The 22,418-nt window shown below is 75.0% G+C and carries 19 protein-coding genes and 1 riboswitch; of the genes, 13 read left to right on the top strand and 6 right to left on the bottom strand.

Translation table 11 applies throughout. The features are described 5' to 3' along the window. Positions 1–24: 24 nt before the first annotated feature. The 3 genes from KBZ10_RS22530 to KBZ10_RS22520 all read right to left on the bottom strand — a co-directional run bounded on the left by KBZ10_RS22530 (position 25) and on the right by KBZ10_RS22520 (position 3,693). The gene (locus tag KBZ10_RS22530) at positions 25–2,103 is read right to left on the bottom strand and encodes a neutral/alkaline ceramidase (protein ID WP_210989522.1); all 2,079 of its coding nucleotides are present in this window, start codon (positions 2,101–2,103) and stop codon (positions 25–27) included. Positions 2,104–2,535: 432 nt separating this feature from the next. Beyond that, positions 2,536–2,808, bottom strand: coding sequence for a hypothetical protein (locus tag KBZ10_RS22525; RefSeq protein ID WP_210989521.1), 273 nt, complete (start codon positions 2,806–2,808; stop codon positions 2,536–2,538). Between the two features lie 51 nt (positions 2,809–2,859). Further along, the gene (locus KBZ10_RS22520) at positions 2,860–3,693 is read right to left on the bottom strand and encodes a DUF4190 domain-containing protein (RefSeq protein WP_210989520.1); all 834 of its coding nucleotides are present in this window, start codon (positions 3,691–3,693) and stop codon (positions 2,860–2,862) included. Positions 3,694–4,097: 404 nt separating this feature from the next. On the opposite strand from KBZ10_RS22520, the gene KBZ10_RS22515 reads away from it, so the two are divergent. Further along, the gene (locus KBZ10_RS22515) at positions 4,098–4,835 is read left to right on the top strand and encodes a hypothetical protein (protein WP_210989519.1); all 738 of its coding nucleotides are present in this window, start codon (positions 4,098–4,100) and stop codon (positions 4,833–4,835) included. Next, positions 4,832–6,433 (top strand): serine/threonine-protein kinase, encoded by a 1,602-nt coding sequence (locus KBZ10_RS22510; RefSeq protein ID WP_210989518.1) that lies wholly within the window; start codon positions 4,832–4,834, stop codon positions 6,431–6,433. Before KBZ10_RS22515 ends, KBZ10_RS22510 begins: the two co-directional genes overlap by 4 nt. 120 nt (positions 6,434–6,553) lie before the next feature. Here the strand turns inward: KBZ10_RS22510 and KBZ10_RS22505 are convergent, their stop codons facing one another. The 3 genes from KBZ10_RS22505 to KBZ10_RS22495 form a co-directional block, all read right to left on the bottom strand. Next, positions 6,554–7,957 (bottom strand): polysialyltransferase family glycosyltransferase, encoded by a 1,404-nt coding sequence (locus tag KBZ10_RS22505; RefSeq protein ID WP_210989517.1) that lies wholly within the window; start codon positions 7,955–7,957, stop codon positions 6,554–6,556. A gap of 2 nt (positions 7,958–7,959) precedes the next feature. After that, positions 7,960–8,925 carry a glycosyltransferase family 2 protein gene (locus KBZ10_RS22500; protein WP_210989516.1) on the bottom strand — a complete coding sequence of 322 codons (966 nt, stop codon included), beginning with the start codon at positions 8,923–8,925 and terminating at the stop codon, positions 7,960–7,962. 217 nt (positions 8,926–9,142) lie between these two features. Then, positions 9,143–10,219: an acyltransferase gene (locus KBZ10_RS22495; protein WP_210989515.1), complete on the bottom strand. Its 1,077-nt coding sequence runs from the start codon at positions 10,217–10,219 to the stop codon at positions 9,143–9,145. 810 nt (positions 10,220–11,029) lie between these two features. Between KBZ10_RS22495 and KBZ10_RS22490 the strand changes: the two genes are divergently transcribed. The 11 genes from KBZ10_RS22490 to KBZ10_RS22440 all read left to right on the top strand — a co-directional run bounded on the left by KBZ10_RS22490 (position 11,030) and on the right by KBZ10_RS22440 (position 22,071). Continuing rightward, positions 11,030–11,671 (top strand): SurA N-terminal domain-containing protein, encoded by a 642-nt coding sequence (locus KBZ10_RS22490; RefSeq protein WP_210989514.1) that lies wholly within the window; start codon positions 11,030–11,032, stop codon positions 11,669–11,671. A 75-nt stretch (positions 11,672–11,746) separates the two neighbouring features. After that, positions 11,747–12,856 carry a MazG family protein gene (locus KBZ10_RS22485; protein ID WP_210989513.1) on the top strand — a complete coding sequence of 370 codons (1,110 nt, stop codon included), beginning with the start codon at positions 11,747–11,749 and terminating at the stop codon, positions 12,854–12,856. A gap of 28 nt (positions 12,857–12,884) precedes the next feature. Then, positions 12,885–13,319 carry a DUF6479 family protein gene (locus KBZ10_RS22480; RefSeq protein WP_210989512.1) on the top strand — a complete coding sequence of 145 codons (435 nt, stop codon included), beginning with the start codon at positions 12,885–12,887 and terminating at the stop codon, positions 13,317–13,319. Positions 13,320–13,457: 138 nt separating this feature from the next. Beyond that, positions 13,458–14,228, top strand: coding sequence for a lysoplasmalogenase (locus tag KBZ10_RS22475; protein ID WP_247702806.1), 771 nt, complete (start codon positions 13,458–13,460; stop codon positions 14,226–14,228). Positions 14,229–14,647: 419 nt separating this feature from the next. Next, positions 14,648–15,961: a cytochrome P450 gene (locus KBZ10_RS22470; RefSeq protein ID WP_210989511.1), complete on the top strand. Its 1,314-nt coding sequence runs from the start codon at positions 14,648–14,650 to the stop codon at positions 15,959–15,961. 115 nt (positions 15,962–16,076) lie between these two features. Next, a complete protein-coding gene (locus KBZ10_RS30105; protein WP_210989510.1) occupies positions 16,077–16,967 on the top strand; it encodes a transglycosylase family protein in 891 nt (296 codons plus the stop codon). A 301-nt stretch (positions 16,968–17,268) separates the two neighbouring features. Further along, a riboswitch (cyclic di-AMP (ydaO/yuaA leader) is annotated at positions 17,269–17,431 on the top strand. A gap of 4 nt (positions 17,432–17,435) precedes the next feature. Further along, complete coding sequence (locus KBZ10_RS22460; protein WP_210989509.1) at positions 17,436–18,161, top strand: transglycosylase family protein; 726 nt, start codon at positions 17,436–17,438, stop codon at positions 18,159–18,161. Between the two features lie 292 nt (positions 18,162–18,453). Continuing rightward, positions 18,454–19,734 carry a phosphopyruvate hydratase gene (gene eno, locus KBZ10_RS22455; protein ID WP_210989508.1) on the top strand — a complete coding sequence of 427 codons (1,281 nt, stop codon included), beginning with the start codon at positions 18,454–18,456 and terminating at the stop codon, positions 19,732–19,734. Positions 19,735–19,931: 197 nt separating this feature from the next. Then, on the top strand, positions 19,932–20,384 hold the full coding sequence (locus KBZ10_RS22450; RefSeq protein ID WP_210989564.1) for a septum formation initiator family protein: 453 nt from the start codon (positions 19,932–19,934) through the stop codon (positions 20,382–20,384). 128 nt (positions 20,385–20,512) lie between these two features. After that, the gene (locus KBZ10_RS22445; protein WP_210989507.1) at positions 20,513–21,103 is read left to right on the top strand and encodes a DUF501 domain-containing protein; all 591 of its coding nucleotides are present in this window, start codon (positions 20,513–20,515) and stop codon (positions 21,101–21,103) included. After that, the gene (locus KBZ10_RS22440) at positions 21,100–22,071 is read left to right on the top strand and encodes a Ppx/GppA phosphatase family protein (RefSeq protein WP_210989506.1); all 972 of its coding nucleotides are present in this window, start codon (positions 21,100–21,102) and stop codon (positions 22,069–22,071) included. The genes KBZ10_RS22445 and KBZ10_RS22440 overlap by 4 nt, the downstream gene beginning before the upstream one ends. Positions 22,072–22,418: the final 347 nt, after the last annotated feature.

Below are 22,418 nucleotides of genomic sequence, written 5' to 3'. Positions count from 1 at the left end.
GCCGTGCGGGCCGCCGGGCGCGGGTCAGTTCACCGTGAAGGTGCGGGAGACACCGGTGAAGCCGTCGATCTCCCCGAGGAGGTCGCGGGTGTCGCCGCGGTGGACGATCCGGTACGTGCCCGGTTCCGCGTCCGCCGGGATCTCCCAGCCGGTGGTGGCCGTGGAGACGGCCGCGTAGGAGCGCTTCCAGCGGTAGGTGGTGGACCAGTCGTTGTCGGTCGCCACCGTCCGCCAGCCGCTGCCGGTCTGCCGCTGCACCTCCAGGAACGTGCCCTCGGTGCGGAGGTTGTTGCGCGGGTGGCCGGTGTAGAAGACGGCCTCGGCGCGTTCACCGCGCGCGTACTCCGCGGCCGGCTGCTCGGCGAGGTCGCCGAACTGCTTGCCCAGCGGCGGGGAGTCCAGGACGACGCCGGGCTTCACGTCGAGCTGGGTGCCGCCCAGCCACGGCGGCCGCACGGTGCTCGGGGTGGGCTCGCCCGCGCGCAGGGCGGCGGCGAGCTTCGCGAACTCCTGCTGGTAGGCGGGGAGGGTGTAGCGGCCGAAGTGGGTGGAGGCGCCCTCGTAGTGCTGGGCGTCGTACTCCTCGGGTGTGGTGACGTAGCCGGAGTAGGCGTTGGAGTAGCCGGCGAAGACGGTGTGCCGGGAGGAGGGGCCGAGCTTCTCCGCGACGGTGTCTAGCACGCGGTGCCCGGCGACGACGGTGAACTCGGCCGGTGCGGCGGTCAGCGTCAGCTGGCCGATGCGGACGAGCTGGAGGGGCAGGATCTGCGGGGTCCAGGACGGCTTCTGCACGCCGGTGGTGATGAAGACGGGCTTGGGCTTCTGGCATTCGCGCACCGCGGCGGGGGTCGGGGCGACGACCGTTCCGGCGACGGTGAGCAGGGGGTTCGGCTTGAGCTCGCCCTCGTCGGCGATGTCGGGGCCGGGTCCGTCCTCGGCGCCGGCGGTGAAGCCCTGGCCGAGCGCCGCCGGGCAGGTGGTGTGCGGCTGACCGTCGCCGGTGTACGCGGGGCCGACCTCCACTCCGGAGAAGTCGATGTAGCGCTGGCGGTGGGCGATGGGGCCGGTCAGCTCCTCCTTCGCCCCGTTGAAGAGCTCGACGGCCTTGTCGGCCTGGAGCTTTCCGATGATCTCGGTGTTCTCGAACTCGTCGTCGGTGGGGCCCTTGGCGCCGCCCTCGCGCAGATTGGGCGACATGTCACCGGCGTTGGACTGCGGGAAGGCCGCGACGAACCTTCCGCGCTCGCCCCAGCCGACGCCGTTCACGTCGTGCTCGACGCGGTACTGGGCGTAGCCCTTGTTGTCCGGGCTGATGAGGGTGTTCTCCGGGGTCATGGAGGTGGCGTGGGTGGCGAACCAGCTCACCATGCCGACCGGTTGGCCCTCCTGCTCGAAGCGGAGCACGGTCATCGAGCGGTCCACGCCGTCCGGGAAGCGCTCCCGGTCCTCGGCCGGGTTGCGCCGGAACGCCTCCTGGGAGCGGTTGACGTTGGCGCCGTCCAGCTCGCCGGTGGCGATCTTCACCGTGCCGGGGGCGAGATCGGCGTCGGCCGCGGCGACGGCCCGGACGATGCCGGAGACGATGGCCTCGTACGTCTTCTTCTTGTGGCCCAGGATCGTCAGGTTGTAGAGCAGGTGGTGGGAGTGACCGCCGGGGCCCGCGTGGGTGTGGGTCGCGGAGAGGACGACGTTGGAGTCGGTGTAGCGGGAGCCGTAGCGCTCGCCGAGCCGGCGGATCACCTCCTGCTGCACCCCCTGCATGATCATGCCGAGGTCGGTGGAGACGAAGACGGTGCGGCCGCCGCTGCCGTCGGCGACCGCGAAGGCGCGCGCCCACTGGCGGGAGTGGATGCCGGAGGTCTCCTGGTCGAGCCGGGCGTAGCCCATCATGCCGACCTCGGCGGCCTCGCCGGTGATGTCGGCGATGCCCACCCCGACGCGGTAGCCGTCGGCCGCGGCGCTCGCTGGGGCGGCGGTCGCGGAGCCGAGGAGGAGCGAGCCGAGCGTGGCCGCGGCGGCGGTGAGGGCGACCGCCCGGGCACGGCGCGGGCGGCGCGCGGGGCGCGGGTGGCGGTCTGCGGAGCGAGTGGTCCGTATCGGCATGCGTCAAGCCCCCGGGGGAGTGTGGGGAGGGAGGTGGTCCGGCGGCCGGGGGCGGTCCGGCGCCCCGTCACACCAGGGTTGGGGCTCAGAATGGGGCTGTGGTTACTGGCGGGTCAATAGGGAGGACCGAGTTGGCTTACGCGCGGTAACACCCCTGGGTCGCCGGGCTGTTCCGGAGACCGGCCGCCGGGCCGTGATCCGGCCCTTCCGCGGACTCCGGTGCCGCCGGCTGCCGCCCGGCCGCGGTCGGGCCGGCGGGCGGGGCGGCCATCCGGCGGGCGCCGCAGCGGGACGGACGGCTCCCGGGCCGGAGCCGCCGCGGCGTCCCGCTCGCCGCCCCGCTCCGCCCCGTCCGTCCTGGCCGCCGTCTCCGCCGCCCGTCCGCCGCGTCCGCCGCGTCCGCCGCGTCCGCTGTATCCGCTGTGTCCGCGCTCACGGGGTGTGAGCCGTCGGCGGCGGCCCGGCTCGGGTTCTCCCGGTGGTGTTCCCGGCCGTCCGGGGCGGCGGGGACGGGGAGTGGTGGTGCCCGTCCACCCGGTGCGCGGGCCCGGAGCCCCCGTGCCGCGAGTCCTCGTGCCCGGAGGCGGGGGAGCGGACCGTCTCCGGCCCGCCGCCGGGGGCGTGCGCCGTCAGACCCGCCGCGGCGGCGACGCACAGGACCGCCATGGTGACGCGTTCGGTGTACGGCCGGTGCGAGGTGAGCACGGAGCCCTCCGGGGAGTGGGATCGCCGCTCCCTGCGGCGGGAAGACGGGGGTCAGAGCTTCAGGTTCCAGTGGCTGCTGTTGTACGCCCAGCCGGGGCTGACCTCGATCTCCAGGGTCTTCGCCGCGGCCGGGGCGTCGAAGGCGAACTCCGCCGACGCCGTCTTGCCGGGCACGACCGTGCCGTTGAAGCCTTCGCCGACCTTGTCGTCGAAGATGCTCTCGGCGGTCTTGCCGTCCTTGCCGGCGCGGGCGTCGACGGTGAGGAGCGCGGTGTCGAACTTCTCCTTGCCCTTGTTCACGACGGTCACCGTGACCTTGTAGGCCTTGTTGCCCTTCTCGTGGCCGATGGAGAACTCGCCGGGTGAGTAGGCGGTGTGCCGCGAGACGGTCACCTGGACGCCGTCGTCGTAGACCACCGTGTCACCGGCCGCGTAGGTCTCGGCGTCAGAGGCGTCGGAACCGGCCGCGTCGTCCTTCCCGGCCTTGTCCTTGCCGCCGCTTCCGGTGTCTTTCGCGGTGGCGCCCTTGCCCCTGCTCTCCGAGACCGACTTGTTGATTTCGTCCACCGCGTCGTCGACGGCCATGACGGTGACCGCGCCCATGGCGACCGACAGGGCGACGGCGACCGGGCCGAGGACCGCACCCGCGGTGGCCATGCCCTTGTTGGTCGCCTCGCCCCGCTTGGCCTTGCCGCGCCCCGTGAGGCCCAGGACCAGGGCGATGACGCCGAGGATCGCGCCGAGCCAGAACATGAACGGGATGACGCCCATGACGAGGCCGACGAGGCCCAGGACCAGGGCCGCGATGCCGAGCCCGTTGCGGGGCGGCAGCGGAGCCATGGGCGCGCCTGCCTGCGGCGGGGGTCCGTACATCTGCTGAGACATGGCGAAGCCTTTCAACACGACGAGCGCCGATCGCTCATCAAGTGGTGGCGTCATCACAGCAGATGTTTGTGAACTCGGTCAATGTCTGTTTCTGTCCTGTTGCTTTGCGGGTACTTCTCCACGTCTCCTCACGGTGCGACCTGGACCGGGACCGGGAGCCGGGGGCGAGTGGCCCGGGGGGAAGGGGCCGCCGGAAGGCGAACTGCCCGGATGCGGTCCCGTCCGGGACCGGACCGTCCGGTTCCCCCTGCCCGTCCGGGCCGCCCGCGGTGCCCGCCCGTCCCGGGGACGCCACAGCCGTGACCGGATCGTGAGCCGGATCTCTACAACCGGTGCCGCGTTGTCGGAGTCCCCGTATACGCTCAATTCGAGCCGCTTCCCGGCACCCGTCCCCAGGAGCATTCATGTACGGCCCCGTTCCCGTGCCGCCGCAGCCGCGCCCCCCGGACGGGGGGAACGTGATCGCGCTGCGGGTCCTCTTCGTGGCGGTGACGCTGCTGCTCTTCGGGATGCTGGCGTGGGTGGCCATGCTGCGGATCGCCATCCTCCGCCGCAGGGCACTGGACTGGGCGCTGTTCTGGGGGGTGCTGCTGCTCACGATCACATGGTTCGTGATCGTCGACGTCTACCCGGAGACGGACTGGCGGACGGACGTCGCGACCCTCGGGCTGCTGGTCATGACCGTCGCCGTCGTCGCCCACTACCTCGTCGCCGATATCCAGTACCACCGGCGGCCCGTCGCCGTGGCCGGGCCCGGCGGCCTCCCCGGGCCCGGCCCCTACGGCCCGCCCGGGACCGGGGCGCAGACCTATCCGGCCGCCGGGATGCCGACCCGCCCCGGTGGCATTCCGCAGCAGCAGCAGCAGCAGCCGCCGCAGCAGCAGCCGCCGCAGCACGCGCCCGGCATGTCCGGGTACGGCTTCCCGCAGCCGCCCGCAGCCTCCGGACCGACCGCCGCCCGCCCCGCGGTCCCGGGCCCCGCCGGTGCGGTCACGCCCCCGCAGAGCCCTCCGGCGGGTTCCCCGGGCGTCCGCCCGCAGCCCCAGCGCATCCAACGGGTCCGAGCCGAGCTGGACGAACTCAGTGACCTGCTCCGCAGAGAAGAGGGCGACGCCACCGGCGACGGGAGCGGCCCGCGGTGAACGGCCGTGTGATCGCCGGGCGTTACGAACTCTCCACGCTGCTCGGCCAGGGCGGCATGGGCCAGGTGTGGATGGGCTACGACCGGCGGCTGGACCGCCGGATCGCGGTGAAGCTGCTCCGCCCCGACCGCATGGCCGGGGCCCCCGAGGCCGAGGAGCTGCGCCGCCGCTTCCTCCGCGAGTGCCGGGTCACGGCCCGGGTCGACCACCCGGGGCTGGTCACGGTCCACGACGCGGGCAGCGACGGCGACGACCTCTACCTCGTCATGCAGCACATCGACGGCGCCGACCTCGGCGACCACCTCGCCGAGCACGAGCCGTACCCCTGGCAGTGGGCCGTCTCCGTGGCCGCCCAGCTCTGCTCCGTGCTCTCCGCCGTGCACGCGGCACCCATCGTCCACCGCGACCTCAAACCGCGGAACGTGATGCTCCGCCAGGACGGCACGGTCTGCGTCCTCGACCTCGGCATCGCCGCCGCCGTCGACACCGACACCACCCGCCTCACCCACACCGGCTCACCCATCGGCAGCCCCGCCTACATGGCGCCCGAGCAGGCGATGGGCGGCGCCGTCGGCCCGTACACCGACCTCTACGCCCTCGGTGTGCTGTTGCACGAACTGCTCAGCGGTCAGGTCCCCTTCGAGGCGTCCACCTCGCTCGGTGTCCTCCACCGGCACCTCTACGACGCGCCCGTGCCGGTGCGCCAGCTGCGCGCCGAGGTCCCCGAGCCGCTGGAGGCGCTGGTGCTGCGGCTGCTGGCCAAGGACCCGCGCCACCGGCCTTCCGCAGCACAGGAGGTCTACCAGGCCCTCGCGCCGCTGCTGCCGGCCGCCGGCCCCGCGGCGCCCGCGGGCCCGCCCGGACCGCTCGACCCCACCCGCCCCTTCCTCCGCCCGCACGCCCCGTGGCCCGACCGGGCCGGCGCCCTCCCCGCCCCGCCGGCCGGGCTGCCCGCGCCCGCGGCCGCGATCCCCGACCCGCGCAGCGCGCCCGGCGGCGGAACGGCCGGCGCACCGGCCCCGCAGCGCACCGGCCGCACCGCCATCGCGGACGCCGTCGAGGAGGTGAAGCGGCTGCTGGACGCCGGCCGCCTCACCCAGGCCGTGGACGTCCTCGGCTCCGTCCTCCCGCTGGCCGTCGCGCACCACGGCGAGCACTCGCCCGTCGTCCGCAGCCTGCGCAAGCAGTACGCCGCGACACTCCTCGACGACGGCCAGTACCGCCGCGCCCTGCCCGAGCTGCGCAGGCTCGCCGCCGAGACCTCCGCCGGACCGGGGGCGGAGGCCCACCGCGAGGCGCTGCAGTTCCGCTACGAGGCCGCGCAGTGCCTGGAGCAGCTCGGCGAGGCCTCCGCCGCCATCGCCGAATACCGTGCCGTACTCCCGTACTTCGAGCAGGACGCCGCCGCGCCCGCCCTCCCGTTGGAGATCCGCTCCCGCATCGGCGCCCTGCTCCACGCGGTCGGCGCCCACCGCGAGGCGCACGAGACCCAGTCGCGGCTGCTCGGTGACGTGGAGCGGATGTACGGCCCGTACCACCCGATGGCCGGCGAACTGCGCCGCGTGCTCGACCGCCAGCGCCAGGTGCGGCTCGGCTGACCGCTGCGCGGCCGCTTCCGGCGGGGCGGCTTCCGGCGGGGCGACCGGCCCCGGGTCCGCCCGCCCGCGTCCCGGGCGGGTGCACGGGCCCCCTCGGTTCCGCCCGCGCCCGGGGCGCCGCTACGGCCGGGGACGCCGGCCCCGCGCGGGGCGGGCCCCCCGCGCCGCTCTCGCCACCCGTGCGACCCGCCGGAGCTGCCGGCCCGGCCAGGAATGCTCCGTCCTCCCGGGCAGGCCGAGGGCGGTCAGCCGGCGGCGTTTGAAGTACCGCCCGGTGTCCTCCCCGAGCCGGGCCTCCAGCCAGGCCGCGCTCTCCGCCCGCAGCCACGGATATGCCTCCGGGCGCATGCAGAACCCGACCGTGCGGATCAGCGGCGTCAGCCCGTCCACGTCCCATGTGTCCGGGCGCGCGCCCGGGGGTTCGGGCGCCCCGGCGGCGAACTCGCCGATCTCCGGGATCAGCCGGTCGGTGATCGTCAGCGGCACGCGGTTGCTGTTCTCGTACGGGGCGATCCGTTCGAGCAGCAACTCGGTGCCGACCCGGGCGACCGGGATGCCGTAGCAGACGGCGGCGGTGAACATCGCGGTGGAGAAACAGCCCACCACCAGCCGGAGCCCGCCGCCGCGGAACAACTCCTCGGCAAGCATCGGGGTGTCGGTGACGGTCAGCCGCACCCCGGCCTCCGCGGCGGCCTTCTCCAGCGCCCTCGAGTAGCGGGCGGGGGCCGTGGGATGCGGCTTGAACAGCACGGAGCGGTGCCCGGCCGCGGCGGCACCGCGCAGCATCCGCTCGTGCAGCGCCTCCTCCTCGGCGGGGGTGAGGATGTCCAGCGCGGCGAGGTACTGGCCCAGCAGGACGGCCGTGGGGGCGCCCGGAGCCGCGGGGTCCGCGGCCGCGGACCCCGGCCCGGCGCCCGGTTCCGGCCCGCCGGTCTCCGCGATCACCTTCTTCAGCACCCCGGTCGGCACCAGCTCGGCCGGCACCCCGTACTCGGAGAGCAGCAGCGGCCGCAGCCCCGGCACCAGGTCCGGGTGGAGCAGCCGCCGGATGCGGCGGGCGAGCGGGCCCGGCAGCGGGTTGCGGGTGGGGCCGTAGCTCATCAAGCCGTCGGCGTAGACGTCGACGGTGCTCTCGGCGAAGATCGTGGCGAGCGCCCGGGCCGGGCTGACCTGCACCGACTCCACGGCCAGTTCCACCGGCCCGTCCCCCAGCCGCCAGGAGTGGCGGAAGAGGCGCTGCCAGATCTCGGCGTCGTTCGCCGCCGGCGACCAACTGCTGGGATGGTGCGGGCGGATGGCGGCGTTCCAGTCGACGACGTCGTCGAAGCGGGCCGCCAGCCGGTCCCAGCCGCGCATCTCCGGGAGCCGCACGGCCGTCTCCGGCACCGCCGCGTTGTGGGAGACGAGCAGCACCCGGCGGACGTCCTCCCGGGGGCCGAACTGGCCGCCCTCCAGGGCCGCGACGAGCGTCGCCGCGCCGTAGAGCGTGGAGACCTGGAAGAGCTGGGTGGTCGTGGCGCTCACGGTCAGGCGGCCTTCCGGGTCGGGCGCAGGGCGCCGAGCAGCCGGCCGCGTTCGGGGCCCATGCCGGCGAGGGTCCGCTCCAGGACGTCCGCCGGCATCCGGCCCAGCGCGGCGGCGGCCTCACGCTTCAGCCGCCGCGCCACGCGGGGCTCGTACCGGTCCGCCTTGGCCAGGTGGAAGGCGATCAGCGCGCAGTAGGTGCGCACCACCTTGGGGAGGAAGCGGTCCCGCTCCGGGTCGGCGAGCACCAGGTCGAGCATCGCGTCGTGGGCGGGGAGGAAATCGAGCTGGCGCTCGTCGAGGATCTGGGTGAGCGAGGTGGTGAGGCCGCGCCGGTAGAAGACGCCGAGCAGGCCGACGGTCGCGCAGGACTCGGCGGCGAGGTGGAGCCGCCAGGTCCACAGCCGGTCCTCGGCGGTGCGCAGCCCCGTGTCGAAGCGGAGGGCCCCGTTCTCGAACAGCCGGCGGTGGTAGATCCCGGCCCAGACGAACGGGTAGTCGACCATCGTCTCCATATGGGGCGGGTTGACGGCGTCCCGGGGGCTGCCGACGGCGTTCCGCACGGCGGCGGGGGCGCGGCGCACCACCCGGTCCTTCCCCGTGGACTGGACGTGGTCGGTGCGGACGAAGTCGCAGCCGAGGGATTCGGCGGCGGCCAGCAGATCGCCGAGGTAGCCGCGGCCGTACCAGTCGTCGCCGTCGAGGAAGGTGATCCACTGGCCGCTCGCCGCCTCCAGCCCGGTGTTGCGGGCCCGGGAGATGCCGCCGTTCTCCGGCTGCCGGATGACCGTCGCGCGGGGCAGTTCACGCCGCGCGCGGTCGAGGATCTCCGCGGTGGCGTCGGTGGAGTGGTCGTCGACGAGGATGAACTCGATGTGCTCCCCGGCGTTGTTCGCCAGGCTGCGCAGGGTGTCCGGCAGGTACTGCTGGACGTTGTAGCAGGGAACTATGACGGAGAGCTTGGTCACCTGTCTGCCTTGTCGCGATCGGGTGTCGTCAGCGGGACGGTAGGGGAAACGGCGGCCCTCCCGGATGGCCTCCGGGGGAGCGCGGCGTGAACGCCGGGTGTCGGATCGGTGCGCCGGGTGCGCCGGGTGCGGCCGAGGTGGCGGAGCCGGTGGACGGAACGGGTGCGGCCGCCGCGTACGGGGGCGTGCGGTGCGGCACCCCGCGGGGCGGAGAGGGTCAGCCGAGCCACCGCCGCAGCCGCAGCCGTCCCCAGAGCAGGCTCGCCCCGAACGACAGCACGATGGTGGCCGCGGTCAGCACAACCGTGAGCGCACCGGCGCGGAGCGGGCCCGGCCCCGCCGTGACGAACGGGTGCGCCAGCACGTCGATCACCAGCACGTGCACCAGGTACGCGCCGTACGCCGCCGCGGCCAGCTTCCCCAGCGCGGGCCGCAGCCGCTCCGGGACGCGGACCCGGTGGAGCGAGAGCAGCACCCCGCCCATGAACAGGGCGACGAGCAGATGGGCGTTGGGGATGACGTAGTGCACCGCGTGCTGGTACCAGAGGATGCCGGACAGCGCGAGCACGGCCAGCACCACCCACGGGGCCCGCCGCCTGCCCAGGGCACCCGCGGGCAGGGCGAACAGCAGGGCGCCCAGGACGGCGTACACGAGCTGGTAGACCACGAACCCCCAGCCGAACCGGGGCATCTCCCACCCCGTGAACTCGCCGATGTCCGCCATCAGTTGCGGTGCCGCGGCCAGCACCAGCAGCCCCGCCCCCAGGCCCCACGGGCGCCGGCCCGACCGCACCAGGGCGGCGCAGGCCAGCAGGGTGATCACCGGCAGGTAGGTGTAGAGGTACCAGAGGTGGTACGCGGGCCGTACGGAGGCGAAGACGGACTCCAGCGCCAGTTCCCCGATGGGGTCCTCGTTGGTGCCGCGCCACCGTCCCCAGGCGAGGTAGACCGCGGTCCAGACGGCCAGCGGCACACCGATCTTGACGATCCGCTGCCGGACGCGGCGGCCGTCCCGGGGCGGCGCGCCGACCAGCACGGCCCAGCCGGCGATGGCGAAGTACATGGGCACCGCGAACCGGCTGACGGCGTCGGCGCTCATCCCCGCCCAGTACGCGGCGGGCCCTCCGGCCTCCTGGCGGCCCACGGCGGCGATGAAGGCGGAGCCGACATGGCCGAGGATCACGCCGCAGGAGCAGAGCAGCCGGATCAGGTCGATGTCGTACCGGTGCTCGCGGGCCGCGGGAGACGCGGCCGCCGCGGGCGCGGCCGAAGCCGTGCCGGGGGCGCCGGACACCGCGGACCCGCCCGGCGCGGCGGACCCGGCGGGGCCGCCGGACGCGACGGCCGTTCCGCCCGGGCCGGGCCCGGGCCCGGGCTGTTCTTCCGCTCGCCCGGACGGTTCCGCGACCGCGGCGGCGACCGCGGCTGCCGCGGGGCGCGGTGCGGGGGCGCGGCCGGACGTCACATCGTTGGAGGGCACGGATCACCTGGAGGGAAGCGGGGCGGAGATAGGGGGGCCGGCGGCTCACGGCGCCCGCCGGGCCCGTGGGGTCACGCCGAAGGGCGAGACTCCCACCCCCGGGCGACGGCCGGCGGACGCGGAGGGGAACACCGGGCGAACTCCCGGCGACCCGGCCCCGGCCCCCGGACCCGGCACACGCCAACCGGCTCCGGCCAACCGGCCCCGGCCCCGGCCAACCGGCTCCGGCTCCGGCCAACCGGCTCCGGCCCCGGCTCCGGCCCCGGCTCCGGCCCCGGCTCCGGCCCCGGCTCCGGCCCCGGCCCCCGGCCCCGGCCCCCGGCCCCGGCCCCGGCACACGCCAACCGGCCCCGGCCCCGCGTGGCCCGCTGCCATGTGCCCGAGTCCGCCGTACCGCCGCCCCGCCCGCGGGACGACCGCGGCGCGATCGCCTCCGGCGGTGGCCCCGGAGCGGTCGGCCGCCGCCGGAGCAGTCCGGAAGAAGTGCTGGTTCCCGCCGCCCCGACTGCCTAATATCGATCACCGCACCGACCGTGCACCGCCCACGCCCACCGCCCACGCACCGCCGCATGGCCCACGCTCCCCGCCCGACGGGCGCCGGGAGCCCCACCGCCGGGAGGCACAATGCACCGCCGCAGGTCCGCGCTGTCCGTCACCGCCGTCGCGCTGCTCGCCGCGGCTCCGCTGCTCACCGGGTGCGGCAGTGACGCTCATCCGGGGGCCGCGGCCGTGGTGGACGGCGACAGGATCACGGTGTCCCAGGTACAGGCGCAGGCCCGGGACGTCCGGGAGGCGCAGCGCGCGTCCGAGGACGCGGACCAGCTGATCAAGGGGACGGGCCGGCTCAGCCGCTCCACCCTCAACAGCATGATCTTCGACAAGGTGCTGGCGCGGGCCGCGCAGGACGCCGGGGTGAGCGCGAGCCGCGCCGACGTCCAGCGGATCAGGACGCAGGCCGAGAGGGCCGCGGGGGGTGCGGAGCGGCTGCGGGAGATGTGGCTCCAGCAGTACTCCATCGGCCCGGACCAGCTGGAGGACACGCTCCGCAACCAGGTCCTGATGGACAAGCTGGCGGAGAGCCTGGGGGCGGACCGGACCACCCCGGAGGGGCAGGAGAAGGTCGTCGGGGCCCTGCGGAAGGCGTCCGAGAGCATGGGCATCGACGTCAACCCGCGCTTCGGCACGTGGAACGACGAGCAGGTCCTGCTCGACAGTGTCCAGGAGCCCTGGCTGCGGCCGGAGCAGCAGGCGGCGCGCCAGTCCTGAGCGCCGGGGTCCCCGCCGCCGGCGGTGCGGGGGAGGCCCGGTGGGCGGTGCGGGCGGTGCGTTACGTTCGGTTCCGTGAACGACGCGACAACGGGGGCCGGGCCCGGCGCCCCGGCCCCCTCCGAGAGCGCGGCCCCCGGCCGTATCGTCCTGCTGACCACCAGCCACCGGGTGGCGCCCGGGCTGTTGTCCTGGCCCGCCTGGAGCGCCCTGCGCACTGCCGACCGCGTGCTCTGCCCCGATCCGGACCACCCCCAGCTGCCGTATCTGCGGGAGGCCGGCATCGCCGTGGAGGCGGGCGGGGAGCCGCCGGCCGCCGAGGAGCTGGTCGCCTACTGCACGGGGGACGAGGCAAGGGGTGCCGGTGCGCGCGGCGCCCGTGACGACGCCGCTGCCGGGACGGGTGCCGCCGCCGGGGCCGGGGCGGGCGGCCGCACGGTCGTCGTCGTCCCGTCCGGTGAGGGCGATCCGCGGCTGACCGACGGGCTGGCCCGGCTGGCCGGCTCCGGCCGCGTCCGGATGCCGGAGCTGGAACTGCTGCCCGCCTCGTACGACCTGCCGGGCGCCCGGCTGCTGGACCTGGTGCAGGTCATGGACACCATCCGCGCCGAGTGCCCGTGGAGCAGCCGGCAGACCAGCGAGGGCCTGGTCAAGTACGGCATCGAGGAGGCGTACGAACTGGTCGAGGCCATCGAGGAGGGCGACCGGGAGGCGCTGCGCGAGGAACTGGGCGATGTGCTGCTCCAGGTGGTCTTCCACGCGCGGATCGCCGAGGAGGACGAGGAGGAGCCGTTCTCCATCGATGACGTGGCGGGCACGATTGTGGAGAAGCTCGTCCACCGCCATCCGCACATCTTCGGCGACGAGGCCGCCGAGACCCCCGAGGACGTCAAGGCGCACTGGCTGCGCACCAAGGCGGCCGAGAAGCGGCGCGCGTCCGTGACCGAGGGCGTTCCGCTGGGGCAGCCCGCGCTGGCGCTGGCCGCCAAGCTGGCCTCCCGGGTCCGGACCGCCGGGCTGGAGGTGCCCCTCCCGTCCGCCGCCGGTGACGGGGACGGATTCGGCGAGGCGCTGCTGGCCCTGGCGGTGCGCGCCGAGGCGGCCGGCACCGATCCCGAGTCCGCGCTCCGCGCCGTGGCCCGGGCCTACCGGGACGCGATCCGGGCGGCCGAGCCGTCCGATTGATCCCCCTCCGCAGGGGTACCCGGCGGCCATGAACCTGCTGAGCTTGGAATTCGCGGTCGAGGACGACTTCCTGGTGGGCCTCGGTCCGCTGTTCATCGGGCTGGCACTCGTGGCGGCCCTGATCGCGGCCGTGTGGTTCGGCCGGAGGATGAAGGCACGCGAGCCCGGCGTTCCCAAGGGCCCGCAGCAGCGGGCCGGCGCCTGGCAGACCCGCCAGGAGTACGGCCACACCACGCCACCGGACCACGGGCCGGGGCATCAGGACGCCCCCGGCGACGGCGAGGCGGTCGAGGGGCATCGCGACCACTCGCCCGAACTGCCCCGGGACGGCCATCGCTATCTTCCGCACGAGCTGGGCCCGTACGGGGTCGAGGAAGAGGCTCCCGGCACCGGCGAGGCCGGGGGGCCCGAGCCGCAGCGTCCCACCTGGGACCGGGGCGGCAGCGGCCACGGCACGGGCTGACAGCCCGCGGTCCGGCTGCCTTGCCGGGCATCGGCAGCCGGGCGGGCGCGGGCCGGCCCGCCGGAACCGGCCGACCGGACCCCTACTCGTCGGTAGAGACTGTTGACGCCCTGTCTACCGGCGGCGAGACTGCCCGGCATGACGATCACCGGTGGGAGCGATGTACGAGGCGGCCGGCCGGGCCGGCGGCCCGGACTGCTGCGGCGGGCCGCCGGGGCCGCCGCCCGGATGACCCGGCCCGACGGCCACGGGCGCGGCGCACTCGCCGCCTTCGGCGCGCTGGCCGCCGCCGATCTGATAGCCGTGGCGCGCGGCCCCCGCGGCTGGGAGCGCGCCGCCAAGCCGCTGCTGATGCCCGCCCTCGCGGCCCACGCCCTGCGCCGCAGGCCCGACGGGAAGACGCCCGCGCCGGCACCGCTGGTCGCGGGCCTCGCCTGTGCCACCGCCGGTGACACCGCCCTGCTCTTCGACGAGCACGAGCCCGCCTTCCTCCTCGGCATGGCGGCCTTCCTCGGCACCCAGGTCAGCTACACCACGGGCTACGCGGGTCTCGGCGCCTTCCGCGCGATCCGCGAACGGCCCCTGCCCGCCCTGGGCTGCCTGGCCGCCTGGGCGGCCGCCAACGCGGTCATCTCCCCGGGGCTGGAGAAGAAGCTGCGCCTGCCCGTCGCCGGCTACAGCCTGGCGCTGATGACGATGGGCGCGGCCGGTCTCGGGGTCGGGGGCAAGGTGGGCGCGGGGGCGGTGGCCTTCGTCGGCTCCGACCTGCTGATCGGTCTCCAGGCCGCGGGCCGCAAGGTGCCGGGCCAGGAACTCATGATCATGGCGGGCTATCTCGCGGGCCAGTACCTGATCACCACCGGCTGGCTGGAACGCCGGGAGGAGCGGGAGCGCACCCTGCCCGGCTGACGTGACCCCCGCGGCCGACGTGACCGCCGCGGCCGCCGCGGCTGACGCGGTCGGCGGTCCCGCCGCGGTGGCGCGGCGGTTCGCCGGCCCCGCCCCGTCGCGGGCTCCGTCGTCCACGGCACCTCCCCACCGGAGCGGCCCCCGCCGGGCGGTGCCCCGGCCGCGGGTGGGGGGCCGGGCCACCCGCTGCCGGCCCCGCCCGGTGCCGGTCCCGCCCGGTGCCGGTCCCGCCCCGCCCCGCTTGCGCCTCTCCGTCCGCGCCGGGGGAACCGGGCGGTGGCGGAGGCCGCAGTCGGCACGGCCGCGCGCAGCGGCGGGACGGCCGGGTGTGCGCCGAGCCCGCTTCGCGGCGGCCCCCGCTCCCCCCCCCGGGCAGGGACCACGCGGACCCCGCCCGGGCGCCGGGTACGGTCGGACACGTGCCCGAGAAGACCGCCGTCCCGTCCCCGCCGGAACTGTTCACCAAGGAGTTCGCCGACGATCCGTACCCGGTGTACGCCTGGCTGCGGGAGCACAGTCCGGTGCACCGCACCACGTTGCCCAGCGGGGTGGAGGCCTGGCTCGTGACCCGGTACGCCGACGCGCGGCAGGCCCTCGCCGACGCCCGGCTGTCGAAGAACCCCGCACACCACACCGGGACGGCGCGCGCCAAGGGCAAGACGGGCATTCCGGGGGAGCGCGGCGCGGACCTGATGACGCATCTGCTGAACATCGACCCGCCCGACCACACCCGGCTGCGCCGCCTCGTCTCCAAGGCGTTCACACCGCGCCGGGTGGCCGCCTTCGAGCCGCGCGTCCAGGAGCTGACCGACCGGCTCATCGACGGTTTCGCCGCCCGCGGGGAGGCCGATCTCATCCACGAGTTCGCGTTCCCGCTGCCCATCTACGCGATCTGCGACCTGCTGGGTGTTCCGCGCGAGGACCAGGACGACTTCCGCGACTGGGCGGGCATGATGATGCGCCATTCCGGACCCGGCGGCGGCCGGGCGCCGCGCGGCGGTGTGGGCCGGTCGGTGCGGAGGATGCGCGACTACCTCGCCGAGCTGATCCACCGCAAGCGCGCCGCGCTCGGCCCGGTGGCCCGCCCCGGCGAGGACCTGATCTCCGGTCTGATCCGGGCGAGCGACCACGGCGAGCACCTCACCGAGGGGGAGGCCGCCGCCATGGCCTTCATCCTCCTCTTCGCCGGCTTCGAGACCACCGTCAACCTCATCGGCAACGGCATGTACGCCCTGCTCCGCCAACCCGGCCCGCGCGCCCGGCTCCAGTGCTCGCTGGCGGCCGGCGAGACGGAACTGCTGGCGACCGGGGTGGAGGAACTGCTGCGCTACGACGGCCCGGTGGAGCTGGCGACCTGGCGCTACGCCAGTGAGCCCGTCGTCATCGGCGGGCAGCGCGTCGCCGCCGGCGATCCCGTGCTGGTGGTGCTCGCCGCCGCCGACCGCGACCCGGCGCGCTTCACGGACCCGGACACCCTCGACCTCTCCCGCGCCGACAACCCGCACCTCGGCTACGGGCACGGCATCCACTACTGCCTGGGTGCACCGCTCGCGCGGCTGGAGGCGCGCATCGCGCTGGCCACCCTGCTGCGCAGGCTCCCGGATCTCCGACTGGCGGCCGACCCGGCCGAATTGAGGTGGCGCGGCGGACTCATCATGCGCGGCCTGCGCACCCTGCCGGTGAAGTTTGCCCCTCTGCCCCTACCGGACCCCGGGGAAACGCACTCGACCTGACGCGGCATCATTCGTGATCTTCGCGTGATCTCCACTACATCGACTTGTGACGCGCCTCCGGGTCCGGCTATTTTTCGGCGGGACCCGACCTTCGGCCCTCGACGAAAGGCCCTCCATGCTTTCCGGCAACGGCAGACACCGCAAGCCCCGCCAGGCCCCGGCCCTGTTCGTCACGGCGGGCGTGGCCGGCGCCGGGATCGCGATGCCGCTGCTCGGCGCGACGGGCGCGCAGGCGGCCGACGCCGCCACCTGGGACAAGGTCGCCGAGTGCGAGAGCGGCGGCCTGTGGAGCGCGGACACCGGCAACGGCTACTACGGCGGACTGCAGTTCACCCAGGAGACGTGGGAGCAGTACGGCGGCCTGGACTACGCGCCGAGCGCCGACCAGGCCAGCCGCAACGCGCAGATCGCCGTCGCCGAGAAGGTGCTCGCGGCCGTCGGCCCGAGCGCCTGGCCCAAGTGCGGGGCGGACGCGGGCCTCACGGGGAAGGCCGAGGCGGCCGACGCCGGCTCCGGTGCGGCCGCCGAGGAGCAGGGCCGGGGGCAGTCGGGCGGTCTGCTCGGCGGACTGCTGGAGACCGGCGGCTCCGATGACGGTGCGAACGGCGCCGGGGACTCCGCGTCCGGCGGGTCCTCCCCGTCCGCCGCGCCCTCGGACGAGGAGGCGGCCGGTGCGGGCGGCCTCCTCGATCTGGGACTGTCCGGGGCGGACGGGGAGAAGGCCCCGTCCAAGAGCGGCAAGCACCGCGGTGAGCCCGCACCGGAGGAGAGCGCGGCGGAGGCCGGGGACGGGGACGGGGACGGTGAGCGGGGCGCCGGGCGCCACGCCACGCGTGACGACGCGCCGGCCGACCGCGGGGCGGAGCGCCCGTCGGAGGAGCGGCCCGGCCCCTACGCCGTGCTGCCGGAGGCCGTGTACGGCGGGGCGGCCGACGACCGCTCGGTGTCCGGGGAGTGGACGTACTCGGCGAACGCCGCGACGTGGTCCGCACGGCCCCTGGTCTGACCCGCGCCTCCGCCACCCCGGGCCCGCGGACGGGCCGCTCTCCGCGACGCGGGGCCCGCTCCGGCCGGAGCGGCGCGCGTTGCTGCGTCCCTTCGGATGAACCCGGGCCCCGGCTTCGGCTCCTGGCCCGTTGTCGGCCGCTACCTGCGACAACGAGCGGCACGGGCGGCCTCCGGCGGGAAAAGTGACGGTGTGTCGGGTTATGCGTCGTCAGCGACGATGTGCTTAACGTCTTATCGCTCGCCGCCAGCGGGCACCCCCGACCGCCACGCCGAGTCCTGCCGGCGGCCGGAGGGCAGTCGCCGCGCAAGCGCCGTAGGCAGGAGCGGGGGACCCAGGTAAGTGCCGCGAGACCGCCCGGCGGGCCGACCGGCTAGGGGTGAAGCCCAGTGCGGGAGCACTCGGCAGGGCCGCTCACAGCCCGAACCCGACAGCTCACCTCGCAGGCGTCGGTGAGAGAGACGTTTCATGCTGCGTACCGGTTACAAGGGCAGGCACCGCCGTCCCGCCCCGCCCAAGTCACGTCGTATCGTCACGTTCGCCGGCGCCGCCGGCACCGCCGCGGCCATCCCGCTCGTGGGCACCGCCGATTCCGCGTCCGCCGCCTCCGTCGACACCTGGGAGGCCGTGGCCCAGTGCGAGTCCAGCGGCACGTGGGACATCAACACCGGCAACGGCCACTACGGCGGACTGCAGTTCAAGCAGTCCAGCTGGAAGGCCGCGGGTGGCCTGCGGTTCGCGCCGCGCGCCGACCTGGCCACCAAGGAAGAGCAGATCGCGACCGCCGAACGGCTGCTGGCCATGCAGGGGCCGGGCGCCTGGGCCTGCGCCGGGGCGGGCGGGCTGAAGGCCGGCGGCCCCGCCCCCGGGGTCGCCCCGCTCACCGGACTCGACCGGAACGCCGGCGAGCAGGAGCAGGCAGCGCCCGGGGAAGGGGCCGGCGGCGCGCCCGCCCGAGCCGGGCAGCCGGACGAGGACGGGGCGCCCCGAACGCCGGAGACCGCCGGGGCGGAGAAACGGCCCGCCCCCCAGCTGGTCGACGGCAAGTACGAGGTCGTCGAGGGCGACACTCTCTCCGAGATCGCCGAGGCCCTGGAGGTCAAGGGCGGCTGGCAGAAGCTCTACGCCCTGAACCGGGACAAGATCGACGCCCCGGACATCATCTACCCCGGCCAGCTCCTCCGGCTGAGCTGACCCGCTCCCGCAGGGCCGCCCGCTCCGGGCGGCACGGCACCGGTCCGGCGTACCCCAGTGGCGCCGGGCCGGTGCCTTTCCGTCCTGCCCGCCACGGCTCTCCCGGGTGTCACTTCGGGCCACCGCCTCCGGGGTGATTGCCCCCGTAATGCCGGTTTTCGGATGTCTTTTCGTCTCGCCGGACGGGCGGTCGGCCGACCCCGGCCCCCGGGCCCGTTAGGCTCGTGCCGCAGAGCCGTTCGCGGCGAGAAGACACTGCGATCCAGCGTCACATTCCCAGAAGGAGATGCTCGTGCCGTCCATCGACGTCGTCGTAGCCCGGGAGATCCTCGACTCGCGAGGCAACCCAACGGTCGAGGTCGAGGTCGGCCTCGACGACGGCAGCACCGGCCGTGCCGCCGTCCCCTCCGGTGCCTCCACCGGTGCCTTCGAGGCCCTCGAGCTCCGTGACGGCGACAAGAACCGCTACGGCGGCAAGGGTGTGGAGAAGGCCGTCCTCGCGGTCATCGAGCAGATCGGCCCGGAGCTCGTCGGCTACGACGCCACCGAGCAGCGGCTGATCGACCAGGCGATGTTCGACCTGGACGCCACCCCCGACAAGTCCTCGCTCGGCGCCAACGCCATCCTCGGCGTCTCGCTCGCCGTCGCGCACGCCGCCTCCGAGGCGTCCGACCTGCCGCTCTTCCGCTACCTCGGCGGCCCGAACGCCCACCTGCTGCCGGTCCCGATGATGAACATCCTGAACGGCGGCTCGCACGCCGACTCCAACGTGGACATCCAGGAGTTCATGATCGCCCCGATCGGCGCGGAGTCCTTCTCCGAGGCGGTGCGCTGGGGCGCGGAGGTCTACCACACCCTCAAGACCGTCCTCAAGGAGCGCGGGCTCTCCACCGGCCTGGGCGACGAGGGCGGCTTCGCGCCGAACCTCGGCTCCAACCGCGAGGCCCTCGACCTCATCATGGAGGCCATCCGCAAGGCCGGTTACGAGCCGGGCCAGGACATCGCGCTGGCGCTCGACGTGGCCGCCACCGAGTTCCACAAGGACGGCGCCTACACCTTCGAGGGCAAGTCCCTCTCGGCCGCCGAGATGACGGACTACTACGCCGAGCTGGTCGAGGCGTACCCGCTGGTCTCCATCGAGGACCCGCTGAACGAGGAGGACTGGGAGGGCTGGAAGACCCTGACCGCGAAGCTCGGCGACAAGGTGCAGATCGTCGGTGACGACCTGTTCGTCACCAACCCCGAGCGCCTCGCCCGCGGCATCGAGAGCGACACCGCCAACGCGCTCCTGGTGAAGGTCAACCAGATCGGCTCGCTCACCGAGACCCTGGACGCCGTCGAGCTGGCCCAGCGCAACGGCTACAAGTGCATGATGTCCCACCGCTCCGGCGAGACCGAGGACGTCACCATCGCCGACCTGGCCGTCGCCACCAACTGCGGTCAGATCAAGACGGGCGCCCCGGCCCGCTCCGAGCGCGTCGCCAAGTACAACCAGCTGCTGCGCATCGAGGAGATCCTCGACGACGCGGCGGTGTACGCCGGCCGCTCCGCGTTCCCGCGGTTCCGCCGCTAGGGCCCGGCCCCGGCCCCGGCTCCGGCGGAGGGCGGCGCCGTCCGCCCGCCGTACGTCAGTGCGTCACGTCCCCGGCCCGGTCCCGTACCGTGGCCGGGGACGTGACGCAACGGACGACAGGGGAGGCGAGCGTGGCCACGGACCGCGACAGGGGCGGCCCCGCCGGTGGCGGGGCGAGGCCGTCCGCCTTTTCCCGGCTGCCCCAGGGCTCGACGGCGACCCGGCTCCGGGCCCTCGGCGAGCAGGCCGCCGCCCGCGTCTACCGGGCCCGGCCCCAGCGCCGCAACCGGCTGACGGGCCGGGCGGCGCTGCTGGCGCTGGTCGTGTGCTCGCTGGTCGTCGCCCTCGCCTATCCGATGCGGCAGTGGGTCTCGCAGCAGTCGGAGATCGCCGAGCAGCAGCGCCGCGCCGAGGAGGCGCGCGCGGCGGTCGAGGACCTGCGCGACCTCAAGGCGCGCTGGCAGGACGACGCCTACGCCGAGCGGCAGCTGCGCGAGCGGCTGCACTACGTACGCCCCGGCGAGACCGGCTACGTCGTGCCGCGGGGCACGGACGGCGCCGGCGGGAAGACCGGGCAGGACGCCGTCGACGACCTCCCCTGGTACGAGAAGCTGTGGAGCGGCATCGACCGGGCGGACTCCGGCGGCTGACGCACCGGACGTACGCGCGGGGCCGTCCTCCCGCACCGGGCGCCGGCCCCGGCCGTTTCCCGCCCGCCTCCCGCCCCGCCCACCGGCGAACCTCCCCACCCGAACCGACCGAAGAGATCCGCACAGGCATGGACACGCCCCCTCCCCAGACCGCGCCCACCGCGCCCACCGAAGCCGACATCGCGGCGTTCCGCGAACAGCTCGGCCGCCCGCCGCGCGGCCTGCGCACCATCGCGCACCGCTGCCCCTGCGGGCAGCCCGACGTGGTCGAGACGGCGCCGCGGCTGGAGGACGGCACCCCGTTCCCGACGCTGTACTACCTGACCTGCCCGCGCGCCGCCTCCGCGATCGGCACCCTGGAGGCGGAGGGCGTGATGAAGGAGATGACGGCCCGGCTCGCCGAGGACCCGGAGCTGGCCGCCGCCTACCGCGCCGCGCACGAGGACTACATCGCCCGCCGTGACGCCGTCGAGGTCCTCCAGGGCTTCCCCAGCGCGGGCGGCATGCCGGACCGGGTGAAGTGCCTGCACGTCCTGGTCGCCCACTCGCTGGCCGCCGGCCCGGGCGTCAACCCGCTGGGTGACGAGGCCATCGCCCTGCTCCCGGAGTGGTGGCGCAAGGGCCCGTGCGTGAGCCCGTGCGTGAGCCCGTGCGAACCGGCCGCCGCCGGCCCGGAGCGGCAGGGGCCGGAGACCGCCGCCGAGGGAGAGACCGCATGACCGGCACGACCCGTGTGGCCGCCATCGACTGCGGCACGAACTCCATCCGGCTGCTGGTCGCCGACATCGACCTCGCCACCGGTGCCCTCACGGACCTGGACCGGCGGATGACGATCGTCCGGCTCGGCCAGGACGTGGACCGCACCGGCCGGCTGGCGCCGGAGGCCCTGGAGCGCACTTTCGCCGCCTGCCGCGAGTACGCCGAGGTCATCCGCTCGCACGGCGCCGGGCCGCTCCGCTTCGTCGCCACCTCCGCCTCCCGCGACGCCGAGAACCGGGACGACTTCGTGCGCGGGGTCCGCGACATCCTCGGCGTCGAACCGGAGGTCGTCACCGGGGACCAGGAGGCGCAGTTCTCCTTCACCGGCGCCACCCGGGAACTGGCCGGGCGGCCGGACCTGGAGGTCCCGTACCTGGTGGTGGACATCGGCGGCGGCTCCACCGAGTTCGTCGTCGGCGCCGAACGGGTCCGCGCGGCGCGCTCGGTCGACATCGGCTGCGTCCGGATGACCGAGCGCCATCTGGTGCGGGACGGCGCGGCCGCCGACCCGCCCTCCCGGGAGCAGGTCGCGGCCATACGGGCCGACATCGAGGCCGCGCTCGACCTGGCCGGGGAGACGGTCCCGTTGCGCGAGGCCCGCACGCTGGTGGGGCTGGCCGGCTCCGTCACCACCGTGGCCGCGATCGCCCTGGGCCTGCCCGAGTACGACCCGGCGGCCATCCACCACTCCCGCATCCCCGTGGAGCGGGTGCGGGAGGTCACCGAGCGGCTGCTGGCCTCGACGCACGCCGAGCGCGCCGCGATCCCGGTGATGCACCCGGGCCGGGTGGACGTCATCGGCGCGGGCGCCCTGGTACTGCTCGCGATCATGGAGCGGACCGGCGCCGCGGAGGTCGTCGTCAGCGAACACGACATCCTGGACGGCATCGCCTGGTCCCTGGTGGAGGAGAACCGGCAGGGCGACTGATCCGTCGATCCGTGCCGGCGCGCCGGGCCCGGACGCGCGACGGCCCGGCCGGCCCTGCTCGGGAAAGCGGGATGCCCGTGTCGACCGTGCGTCCGGCGAGGACCGGGGGCGGCGCGGCGGTCATGGGGGGCGTGAGCGTGCGTCCGCTGCACCGCAGTGCGGCGCCTACCCGGCGGTGAGCGTACGGTGCCCGGCCTCGGTGCGGTCATGTCACCTTCACCGTGAGGTGGGCCGCCGGGCGAGGTGCCAGCCCGCAGGGCTGGTCCTTTTCCCAGCGGCCTCCTCCCGAACCCGTCGTGCGGCGTTAACCGCAACGGGCTCTCCAGCGATGTTCGTGAACTGCGGTT

The sequence above is a fragment of the Streptomyces sp. F63 genome, assembly GCF_018070345.1.
In the GTDB taxonomy this organism is placed as follows: Bacteria; Actinomycetota; Actinomycetes; order Streptomycetales; family Streptomycetaceae; genus Streptomyces.
Note: the sequence above shows the minus strand (reverse complement) of the source record. Positions and strands in the feature narration are given on the sequence as shown.

Bases quoted from the DNA above. Each gene is read 5' to 3' on its own strand.
- KBZ10_RS30105 (WP_210989510.1), top strand. From the start codon at position 16,077: ATGCTTTCCGGCAACGGCAGACACCGCAAGCCCCGCCAGGCCCCGGCC.
- KBZ10_RS22530 (WP_210989522.1), bottom strand. From the start codon at position 2,103: ATGCCGATACGGACCACTCGCTCCGCAGACCGCCACCCGCGCCCCGCG.
- KBZ10_RS22460 (WP_210989509.1), top strand. From the start codon at position 17,436: ATGCTGCGTACCGGTTACAAGGGCAGGCACCGCCGTCCCGCCCCGCCC.
- KBZ10_RS22515 (WP_210989519.1), top strand. From the start codon at position 4,098: ATGTACGGCCCCGTTCCCGTGCCGCCGCAGCCGCGCCCCCCGGACGGG.
- KBZ10_RS22490 (WP_210989514.1), top strand. From the start codon at position 11,030: ATGCACCGCCGCAGGTCCGCGCTGTCCGTCACCGCCGTCGCGCTGCTC.
- KBZ10_RS22480 (WP_210989512.1), top strand. From the start codon at position 12,885: ATGAACCTGCTGAGCTTGGAATTCGCGGTCGAGGACGACTTCCTGGTG.
- KBZ10_RS22520 (WP_210989520.1), bottom strand. From the start codon at position 3,693: ATGTCTCAGCAGATGTACGGACCCCCGCCGCAGGCAGGCGCGCCCATG.
- KBZ10_RS22475 (WP_247702806.1), top strand. From the start codon at position 13,458: ATGACGATCACCGGTGGGAGCGATGTACGAGGCGGCCGGCCGGGCCGG.
- KBZ10_RS22440 (WP_210989506.1), top strand. From the start codon at position 21,100: ATGACCGGCACGACCCGTGTGGCCGCCATCGACTGCGGCACGAACTCC.
- KBZ10_RS22445 (WP_210989507.1), top strand. From the start codon at position 20,513: ATGGACACGCCCCCTCCCCAGACCGCGCCCACCGCGCCCACCGAAGCC.